1 protein-coding gene is annotated in these 376 nt (G+C 53.7%); it reads right to left on the minus strand.

The genetic code is table 11. The features are described from left to right. A partial coding sequence (locus QP990_RS12175) for a hypothetical protein (RefSeq protein WP_284799427.1) occupies positions 1-242 on the minus strand: 242 nt, incomplete at its 3' end. Between the last annotated feature and the right edge of the window lie 134 nt (positions 243-376).

Here is a 376-nt window from a genome sequence, read left to right on the forward strand (position 1 = left end):
ATAGCCCCCAACGCCAACAACACCGGAGCGACTGCCTTCTTCAAAAGCGGAAACGCCGCCACATTCGACGCCACCCATGCCACAGAAGCCACATAGAAAATAATCGACGCCGGAATAGCAATAAGTGCTGTCACAAATGCAGTTGCCCCAGAGCCAGCTACCGGCAACAAAGCCCCTACGGTGGAAAACAGTAAAAACAGTACCGCCAAAACAAAGCGTACTAACGGACGAATAACCAGCATTGCCGTCTGAAGCTGCTTACCTGCAAGCCGTGCCGTTACCAGTGACCGGAATGCCAATACCTGCATAATCGGCAACGACACCGCAACCGCAGTGACCACCGGCGGAATAGAGTGCACACGGAACCGCAACAAAC

The organism is Corynebacterium sp. MSK071 (assembly GCF_030232125.1).
Lineage (GTDB): Bacteria > Actinomycetota > Actinomycetes > Mycobacteriales > Mycobacteriaceae > Corynebacterium > Corynebacterium kefirresidentii.